This window comes from Streptomyces sp. 8L, from assembly GCF_020176795.1.
GTDB lineage: Bacteria > Actinomycetota > Actinomycetes > Streptomycetales > Streptomycetaceae > Streptomyces.
Map to the genome: position 1 here is coordinate 1 of NZ_JAIUKE010000496.1, position 8,268 is coordinate 8,268.

Here is an 8,268-nt window from a genome sequence, read left to right on the forward strand (position 1 = left end):
ACTGACAACGCCCCCCGTACCCGCTCCCACCTGCGACGGAAGCGCATCGGACGCGTGCGGGCTGGGGTCGTGCGCGTACCCGCCCGGTGCGGGGCCCGGACCGGGCCCCGCGCCGCTTACTCCAGGCCGTCGGCCTTGCAGGCGGAGGCGAACTTGGCGGTGCAGATGTCGGACAGCTTGTAGATCTTGTCCTTGAGGACCGTGTCCTTGATGTTGGACTTGGTCAGGGAGACCACGGGGACGATCTTGGTGGGAACGCCCTTCGTGGTGTCGCTGTTGCTCTTGTCCGGAGCGATGCTGTCCACGGACTTGCCCTGGGCGAGCGCGACGGCCAGCTGGCCGGCGATCGACGCCTCCTGCGGGTAGGACTTGTAGACGCTCATGAACTGCGTGCCGGTGAGGATGCGCTGCACGCCCGCCAGCGTGGCGTCCTGGCCGGTGACCGGGACCTGCTTGGGGTCGATGCCGGCCTGGTTCATGGCCTGGATCATGGCGCCCGCCATGTCGTCGTTCGCCGAGTAGGCGCCGACGATGTTCGACTTGCCAAGAGCCTGGATGGCGGCGGCCATGTTGGCGTTGGCGTTGGTCGGGTCCCAGTCCTGGGTGTCGTACTTCTTGCCGATGTTGGTCGACTTCTGCAGGATCGGCAGGGCGCCGGCCTTGAACTGCGCCGCGTTCGGGTCCGTGATGGCGCCGTTCATCATCACGATCTTGCCGGACTTGGCCTTCGAGCCGAGCTGCTTGACCAGGGCGTTCGCCTGGACCCTGCCGACCTCGGTGTTGTCGAAGGACGTGTACGCGTCGATCGGGCCGTCGGCGAGGCGGTCGTAGGCCACCACGGGGATGCCCGCGCCCTTGGCCTTCTGGACCGAGGCGGCGATCGACTTCGAGTCCACCGAGTCGAGGATGATCACGTCGACCTTGCGGGTGATCAGCGTGGACATCTGCTGGGTCTGGGTCGTCGCGTCCTGCTGCGCGTTCTCGTAGACGACCTTGCCCTTGCCGTTGGTGAGGCTGGATATCTCCTTGGTGATGAGCGGCCTGTCCAGCGACTCGTAACGCGCGGTCTTGTTCTCCGGGAGCAGCAGGCCCACCGTGATGTCGTCCGAGTTGGACTTCTTCTTGGAGTCGTCACCACTGCCGCTTGACTGCTTGGCGCTGCCGCACGCGGCCAGGAGAACAGCCATGGCGGTGGCGGACGCGGCCATCGCAGCACGACGCATCGATGCGTTCACTTCGAAAAACCTCCCTGACGAGGCCGCGTCGCTGCGGCCGAGGTGGCAGCGAGTCAACTCGGCCAAACGGGCGGCGTCAAGGATTAAATCCTTAACGAGATGACAACGGTGCCATTCGTTATCTAAGTGAAGGCAGGTGTGGTGGCCGGGAGGGCGCTCTCCAGCAGGGTCGAATCGCCCATTTCGTTGAGTACGAGCGCCAGCGCCCCCAGCACCTCGGCACGCCCGCCCAGCGCTCCCGGCAGCACCGAGAGTTGGCGTGCGGCGCTCGGGATGGCGTACCGCGAGACGGACTCCCGGATCGGCGCCAGCACCAGTTCCCCAGCCTCCGCCAGATCGCCTCCCAGCACCACCCTTGAGGGGTTCAGGAGGTTGCAGAGATTGGCCACACCGCTGCCGACGTGCCGCCCGACGTCCGCGACCACCCTGCGGCACCCCGGGTCGCCCTCACGGGCCAGCTGGACGACCCGCTCCATGGTCAGATCCGTCCCGTGACTGGGCTGGAGGAGGGGCAGCACGTACCGGGCGGCCGTGAAGGTCTCCAGGCACCCCCGGTTGCCGCAGCGGCACACGGGGCCCGCCTCGTCCAGGGTGATGTGCCCGATCTCGCCCGCCGTGCCGCCGGGCCCGCGGTAGATCTGGCCGTCGATGACGAGGCCGGAGCCGACGCCGCTGGCGACCTTGATGTACGCGAGGTCGCGCACTCCCCTGCCGCTGCCCCACACCATCTCGCCGAGGGCACCGAGATTGGCATCGTTGTCCACGTAGACCGGGACGCCGAGGCGGGCCGCGAGCTCGTCGCTGGGGTTGATCCCGGTCCAGCCCGGCAGTATCGCGGTGGAGCCGAGCGTGCCCGACTCGACGTCGATCGGGCCGGGGACGCCGAGCCCCACGCCGATGACCTTCCCGCGGTCGATCCCAGTGGTCACGATCAGCCGCTCGACGAGGGTCTCGGCGCGTCCGAAGCCGTCCGCGTACGAGGCGTCGACGTCCAGCGGCTCGGACTCCTCCGCGAGGACCTGGTGGGCCAGGTTGCCCACGGCGACGCGCAGGTGCGTATGGCCGAAGTCGACCCCGAGCACGATGCCCGCGTCGGGGCTGAGCGAGACGCTGCGGGCCCTGCGCCCGCCCGCGGAGGTCGGGGTGACCTCGACGGTGCCGCCGTCCTTCAGCTCCCGGACGATGTTGGACACGGTGGCGGCGGACAGGCCGGTGCTCCTGGCGATCTCCGCCTGCGTCAGCGAACCGGCCATACGCACCGCGCGTACGACCCGTTCGAGGTTGGCCCGGTGCAGCGACGACTGCGACCCCGGAGTCTCCACGGCTCATCCACTCCTGCCCTGGGGGGCGGCACGACGACCGCCTCCCGGCGGGGCCGCGTCACTGAGACCCCGACGTATCTCCAACTTGTGAACCCTAAGCTCAGCCTTTGGTGCCACCTCCCGTCAAGACCTTGAGCGATGCCGGTACGGACAAGACGCCCGAAACGCGAAGAAACACCCGCCGACGACCGCCGACGGGCGTTTCCCGCTCCTGACGCTACTTCAGCGCACCGGCGGTGAGACCCGCCACCACTTGGCGCTGGAAGACGATGTACGCGGCGAGCACCGGCAGCATCGCCATCACCAGGCCGGCGAACAGCCCCGAGTAGTCGCCCTTGTAGCCCTGGCTGGTGGCGAGTTCGACGAGGCCCTGCGAGAGGACCTTGTGGTCGGGGTTGGTGTTGAGGACCGTCGGCAGCAGGTACTGGTTCCACTGGCCGAGGAAGTTGAAGATGCCCACGCTGATCAGCCCCGGCTTCGCCATCGGGAGCATGACCTGGAAGAACGTGCGCGTGTGGGACGCGCCGTCGATGATCGCGGCCTCCGCCACGGAAGTCGGCAGCGTCTTGAAGAAAGAGGTGAGGAAGAAGACGGTGAACGGCAGCGAGTAGGCGATGTAGACCAGGATCAGCCCGGGGATCGTGTTGAGCAGGGACAGGTTCTGCATCACGTAGAACAGCGGCACGAGCGCCAGGATGACGGGGAAGCTCATGCCGCCGATGAACAGGAAGTAGATGAACCTGTTGCCGGGGAACTCGAACCGCGCCAGCACGTACGCCGCCATCGACCCCAGCAACAGGGTGCCGAACAGCGAGAACGCCACCACGATCACGGTGTTGAGGAAGTAGTCGCTCATGTGCGCCTGGCTCCAGGCGCGCGACCAGTTCTCGAAGTGCAGGTGGTTCGGCAGCGACCAGGGCGAGGTGAAGATCGACTTGTCGTCCTTGAAGGACGTCATGACGGCCCACAGGAGGGGCATGACGACCAGGATCGCCCAGATCACCAGCATGCCGTGGGAGAAGACGTTGAGCACTCCCCCGGTCTTCTTCTCGCGCTTTCCGCCGCCGGGGGCGGAAGGCGCCCCGGGTACGTGCGGCGGCACGGTCTCGGCGGGCTGGGCAGAGGTGTCAGTGGTCATCAGTACTCCAGCCGTTCGCGTCGGCCCAGGCGCAGCACCCCGCCGGCGAACACGAGGGTGACGAGCAGCAGGACGACGCCGACCGCGGTCGCGTAACCGGCCTGCCCGTCGCGGAACGCCTTCTGGTAGACGTACAGGCTCAGGACGTTGGTGGAATCGGCGGGCCCGCCGGGGCCCACGGTCATGATCTGGGTGACCGCGAAGGACTCGGCGCCCAGCGCCAGGACGCCCATGTAGACCCAGCCGGACTGCACGGTGTCCCACAGCAGCGGCAGCGTGATCCGGAAGAACGTGGTGGCGCGGCCCGCGCCGTCGAGCAGGGCGGCCTCGTAGAAGTCCTTCGGGATGGACGCCATGCCCGCGGAGAACAGCACGACGAAGAAGCCGACCTGGCTCCACATCAGCACGGCCATCACGCACCACAGCGCGAGGCCGGGGTCGCCCAGCCACTCGGGCTGCACACCGCCGAGGCCGATCGCGCTCAGGAAGGCGTTGAGCGCGCCGCTGTCCGGGTTGTACAGGAACTGGAACAGCAGCGCCACGATGGCGATGGACAGCACCTGCGGGAAGAAGTACACGATCTTGTAGAACGGGGCGCCCCGCACCCCGGCGACCGCGGCACCCTTCTTCCTGCGCCCGCCCACGTTCAGCATGAACGACAGGAACAGCGCGATGGCCAGCACCACCAGGGGCAGCACCACCACGTAGATCGCGCTGTGCCTCAGCGAGGCCCAGAACGTCGGATCGTGCGTCAGCCGCCGGTAGTTGTCCAGTCCTGTCACCGAGAACTGGGGGCTGAGGCCGGTCCAGTTGGTGAACGAGTAGTAGATCGACTGGATGAACGGCCAGATGACGAAGATGGCGTAGAACGCCAGGGGGACGATCAAGAACCCCGCGATGAACCGGTACTTGCCGTGCTGCATGTCTCCCGACCCCGAATCCTCGGCGGGCGCCGCGCCGCGCCGCCCGCCACCGTCGCCGGCCCGGCGTGTGCCGGCCGGCGGACACGGACCGGCGCGAGCGGCCGGGGCGCCCTCCGCTTCGGGGCGCCGCCGGCCGTCCGCACCGCCCTACTGGTGCTTGTAGTGGGTGATGGACGAGTCCTTGGCCGCCGCGTCGGAGAACTCCTGGCACTTCTTGACGCATTCGGCCGGGGTCATCCGGCCCGCCATCATCTCGCCGAGCGCGCCGACGCCGATCTTCTGCTTCTCCAGGTCCACGTACCAGTCCTGGAGGCGCGGGTTGAGGACGTTCGAACCGGCCTTCTTCAGGGCGTCGACGCCGGACTGAAGGGCGCTGGTGAGGGTGAGCCCGTCGGTGCCGCCGTTGAAGGAGCTGAGCGACTTCACCTTCTGGGTGAAGTTCCGCGACGACGCCTCGCTGAGCATGATGCGCAGCTGCTCCATGCCGCCGAGCGGGTTCTTCGCCTTCGCCGGGACGATGTACGGCTCGCCGCCCGCCGCCCAGATGGTGCCGAAGGGCATCTTGTCGCTCGCGTCGAGGCTCGAGGGCGCCGCGACCTTCATCTGGAAGTCCTTCGGCGTGGTCTTGGCCGCCTCGTTCTCCACCCAGGAGCCGTCGGGGATGAACAGCGCCTTGTACTGCGTCCACGCCGTCTGCGACTGGATGTGGTCGAGTCCCGGGGTGCCCTTGAGGATGTACCCCTTGGCGTACAGCTCGTAGTAGGCGTCGAACGCGGCCTTCACGGCCGGCGCCTTCCAGCAGTTCGGCTCCAGGTTGTCGATCGCGTCCAGGACCTCCCGGCCGCCGATCTTGCCGATGAAGGGGAACAGCGAGAAGGGGATGTAGTACGGGTACTTGCCCGCGTACGTCCAGCCCGCCACGCCCTTCTTCTTGGCCTTGGCGCACAGCGCGAGCATGTCGTCCCAGGTCTCCGGGTACTGCGCGTCGAAGCGGTCGAGCGCGGTCTGGGAGTACCAGACGCCGTAGACCGTGTACGCGTAGTTCATGACGTACATCGGCTTGCCGTTGAACTGGCCCATCTCCAGGACGCCCGGCCGCAGCGTGTCGCGGACCTTCTTGGAGGGGTCGTCGTACGAGGGGGCGTCCATCAGCGGCGTGAGGTCGGCGAGCTGCTTCTGGCCGACCAGGACGCCCATGTCCATCTGCTCGGCGCCGGAGTTGTCGATCAGGTCGGGCGGGGTGCCGCCGTTGAACCGGGGCTGGAGCTGGGTCTGGATCTTCTGGGTCGCCGTCAGGGTGACCTTCGCCTTGGGGAAGGCCTTGTTGTAGAGGGCGTTGGCGTCCTTGGCGTACTCCGTGCCGAAGCCGCCGTCGAAGATCACGTAGTCGAGCGGGGCTGTCGCGTTGACGCCGAGCGGGTTCTTGGCGCTCGTCTTTCCCTTGTCCGGCTTGGCGTCGTCGTTCCCGTTCCCGCCGCCGCTCGCGCAGGCGCTCAGGAAGCCCACCGCCGGTATTCCGACCAGGCCGACTGCGGCTGACCGCTTGATCACATCGCGGCGGCCGAGGCCCCCATTGTTCTGAGCGGAGGTGGTTCCCATGCTCAAGTCCTCGCCTTCTCCAGGACTCAGGCGGTGTGCCGGCCGGCCGTCCTTCTCGTCTGAGGCGAAGGCCCCGCCACCGCGGGTCTATGAAGCTGGTCGTGCTGGGTGAGTGCGTGCTGCGTGGTGAATGGTCGCGTCGCGTACGGATCACAGTGAGAACGGTGCGGCCTGCCGAACGGATACGGGCAGAGCCCTCCCGCTGCCTCCCCCCGGCCGGTTCTGTGCAGGAAAAACACCGGGGCCGACGCCGATAGGTATAGTCCACTTCACGCCGGGTGAGCAAGATCAAAACCAAACTTGGACGCCAGTCTTTCCCAGTTCGAGACCTCGCGGAAATGTAGGCGCATTGCCGAACGATTCGGCGCGTAACCCATGCGGAATTAAGCATTTCGGCGAGTTTTCCTTGCGCAACACCCTTGACAGGGATGGGCTCTTGGATGTCGATCATGACGGCTCCGGCCCTCTGGGAGTCGCCCCCGGACGGTATGTCGAACGCGGCGCCGACGGCCCGATCACCGCACAGCGCGCCCACAGCACCGCCAAAGCGTGCCGGGACGGAGAGAAAGGGAGAGAAAGGGGCATCTGTACACCGAACGGGGTTTCCGGCGGCCTCTCGCGGCTTCCCCCGGACATTTCCGCGATCACAATTCCGGGGTGTGCGCGGCACCGGAAAGAGCCCGGGAAAGCGGCGGGATTCGCGGGCGGGAACCGGGGCCGCGACGGCGGACTCCGCAGCTGGAGCGGGCGGCGGAACCCGGCACGGCGCCGGGGCGTGCGCCGGCCGGGCGCACGGCCCCCGGGGACGGCGCGCCCCGTCCCGCCAGCCGTGGCGCGGGAGGTGCACCCTCCTGGAACTCCGGTCGATCCGCGCCGGCGCGGCCGTGGCGCCCTCGCGGGAAGGGCCGCGCTTCGGGTTCGGTCTGCTGAACGCGTCGTGAACGGACGGGAACAGGACCGCGATCGCGGGTGTGGAGTGGTGAACCGTGGGGACACGTGGCTCGTAAGAGAGGACAATGGTGCTCCCGGCGCACGGTGCCGGGTGCTCCAGGAGCTTCCGGCGGCGGTCGCACGGAATGGGGGTCTGCCATGGTGTTCGAGGGGGCGTACACGGTGCTGTGCGCGGTGCTCGCGTTGATCGGCGTCGCCTGCGTGGTGTGGGCGTGGACCGTCAGCGGTCGCGGCGGCGGCGCGTCCTGACGCCCTGCCGCGTGCCCGGCCCCCGCCGTGCCGCACGCGCGGCCTGACGCCCCGAGGGCGTATCGGTCCGGGCCGTGCCTCTCAGGCGCCCCGCGCCCGCCTCTTCGGTCCCGTCAGTCGTCACGGTCCCACCAGCCCCACCAGCCCCATCAGCCCCGACGGTCCCGTCAGCCCTCGCGGTCCCGTCACCCTCGCGGTCCCGTCCGGCTCAAGCCGGTCCGGCCGTCGCGTCCGCCCCGCCCGCTCATCCGTCAGTCCAGCAGTCCGCGAGCCCGCGAGCCCGCGAGTCAGTCCAGCAGGCGGCGGATCAGCGGCAGCAGTGTGTCCGGGTCGGCGGCGGCGAGCTGCTCCAGGGTGCCCGTACGCCGGGCGAGTACGACGCCCACGAAGGCGGCCGTGAGCAGCTCCGCGCGCAACTCGGCCCGCTCGTCGCCCTCCTGCACGAAGCGGTCCCGCAGTGGCCCGACGATGCGGCGCTCCAGCTCCGCCGCGGCGGCGGCCTGCGCCGCCGGGTCGTCGTAGGGGCGCACGGCCACCTGCGCCACCGGGCCGGGGCCCTGCCGGTCGAAGCGGCTGATCAGGCCGGCCAGCCGGTCGGGGTCGAAGAGGTCGGCGAAGGTCTCCGCGTCGTTCTCGGTGCGCAGCACGGCCACGAACAGCTGCGCCTTGCCGCCGAAGTAACGGGCGATCATGGCCGGATCGACGCCCGCGAGGTCCCCGATGTCGCGGGCGGTGGTGCGGTCGTAGCCCCGTTCGCGGAAGAGTTCGGCCGCGGCCCGCAGCAGCAGCTCCCGGATCGCCGCCGCGTCCCTGCGGCGCGGGGCGGGCCGGCCGGACGCCGGGGCTCCGGC

Annotated in this window: 6 protein-coding genes; all 6 read right to left on the minus strand. The window is 68.8% G+C overall.

Features of this window, described 5'->3' with window-relative positions; translation table 11 throughout:
* Positions 1 to 116: 116 nt before the first annotated feature.
* Complete coding sequence (locus LCE31_RS32330; RefSeq protein WP_225020766.1) at positions 117 to 1,223, minus strand: substrate-binding domain-containing protein; 1,107 nt, start codon at positions 1,221 to 1,223, stop codon at positions 117 to 119.
* A 134-nt stretch (positions 1,224 to 1,357) separates the two neighbouring features.
* Complete coding sequence (locus LCE31_RS32335) at positions 1,358 to 2,557, minus strand: ROK family transcriptional regulator (protein ID WP_225020757.1); 1,200 nt, start codon at positions 2,555 to 2,557, stop codon at positions 1,358 to 1,360.
* A gap of 217 nt (positions 2,558 to 2,774) precedes the next feature.
* Positions 2,775 to 3,698 (minus strand): carbohydrate ABC transporter permease, encoded by a 924-nt coding sequence (locus tag LCE31_RS32340; protein WP_225020768.1) that lies wholly within the window; start codon positions 3,696 to 3,698, stop codon positions 2,775 to 2,777.
* Positions 3,695 to 4,618, minus strand: a complete 924-nt coding sequence (locus tag LCE31_RS32345; RefSeq protein WP_225020759.1) for a carbohydrate ABC transporter permease — start codon at positions 4,616 to 4,618, stop codon at positions 3,695 to 3,697. The genes LCE31_RS32340 and LCE31_RS32345 overlap by 4 nt, the downstream gene beginning before the upstream one ends.
* A 147-nt stretch (positions 4,619 to 4,765) precedes the next feature.
* The gene (ngcE, locus tag LCE31_RS32350; protein ID WP_225020761.1) at positions 4,766 to 6,217 is read right to left on the minus strand and encodes an N-acetylglucosamine/diacetylchitobiose ABC transporter substrate-binding protein; all 1,452 of its coding nucleotides are present in this window, start codon (positions 6,215 to 6,217) and stop codon (positions 4,766 to 4,768) included.
* 1,487 nt (positions 6,218 to 7,704) lie between these two features.
* Positions 7,705 to 8,268 (minus strand): TetR/AcrR family transcriptional regulator (locus LCE31_RS32355; protein ID WP_225020764.1); only part of this gene is annotated, 564 nt, incomplete at its 5' end.

Bases quoted from the DNA above. Each gene is read 5' to 3' on its own strand.
- LCE31_RS32330 (WP_225020766.1), bottom strand. From the start codon at position 1,223: ATGCGTCGTGCTGCGATGGCCGCGTCCGCCACCGCCATGGCTGTTCTC.
- LCE31_RS32345 (WP_225020759.1), bottom strand. From the start codon at position 4,618: ATGCAGCACGGCAAGTACCGGTTCATCGCGGGGTTCTTGATCGTCCCC.
- ngcE (WP_225020761.1), bottom strand. From the start codon at position 6,217: ATGGGAACCACCTCCGCTCAGAACAATGGGGGCCTCGGCCGCCGCGAT.